This is a genomic window from Galbibacter kalidii (assembly GCF_026241135.1).
Classification (GTDB): Bacteria; Bacteroidota; Bacteroidia; order Flavobacteriales; family Flavobacteriaceae; genus Galbibacter.
Genome location: NZ_JAPFGA010000102.1, coordinates 1 through 530 on the forward strand (window position 1 = coordinate 1; position 530 = coordinate 530).

General features: G+C 50.6%; 2 pseudogenes. One reads left to right on the forward strand and one right to left on the reverse strand.

The window, feature by feature from the left end:
- Nucleotides 1–247: pseudogene (istB, locus tag OOZ15_RS20080) on the forward strand (IS21-like element ISSso4 family helper ATPase IstB); the annotation flags it as partial.
- Nucleotides 248–289: 42 nt separating this feature from the next.
- Here istB and OOZ15_RS20085 read toward each other — a convergent pair.
- Nucleotides 290–529 (reverse strand): annotated as a pseudogene (locus tag OOZ15_RS20085) (IS1-like element transposase); the annotation flags it as partial.
- Nucleotide 530 lies beyond the last annotated feature (1 nt).

A 530-nucleotide genomic window follows, 5' to 3' on the forward strand; every position in this document is an offset into this window, starting at 1 on the left:
GCTGGAACAGTTAAGTAACGCCCAGTGTAATGACCTTCTGGAGCTCATAGAGGATCGTTACGGACAAAGTAGCACGATAGTGGTAAGTCAGTTCCCGGTAGATAAATGGCATGGTCTGATGGAGAACCCAACAACAGCAGATGCCATCCTGGACAGACTGGTACATAACTCACACCGGGTGGTCCTTCAGGGAGAGTCACTGAGGAAAAATCCCCCGGTAGTGGAAAGCAGCGAAAAAACGCGTTAAAAAGCGGTAGAAAAAGTTAAGTTCCCGGTTGATCGAATGGATGCGAATCGCTGATCGGACTTCGATGCCAATCCGTGATCGAATAGAGCGGAATACGCAGTTGAGGCCAACGCCCATAATGCGGGCGGTTGCCCGGCATCCAACGCCATTCATGGCCATATCAATGATTTTCTGGTGCGTACCGGTTTGAGAAGCGGTGTAAGTGAACTGCAGTTGCCATGTTTTACGGCAGTGAGAGCAGAGATAGCGCTGATGTCTGGCAGTGCTTTTGCCGTTACGCACC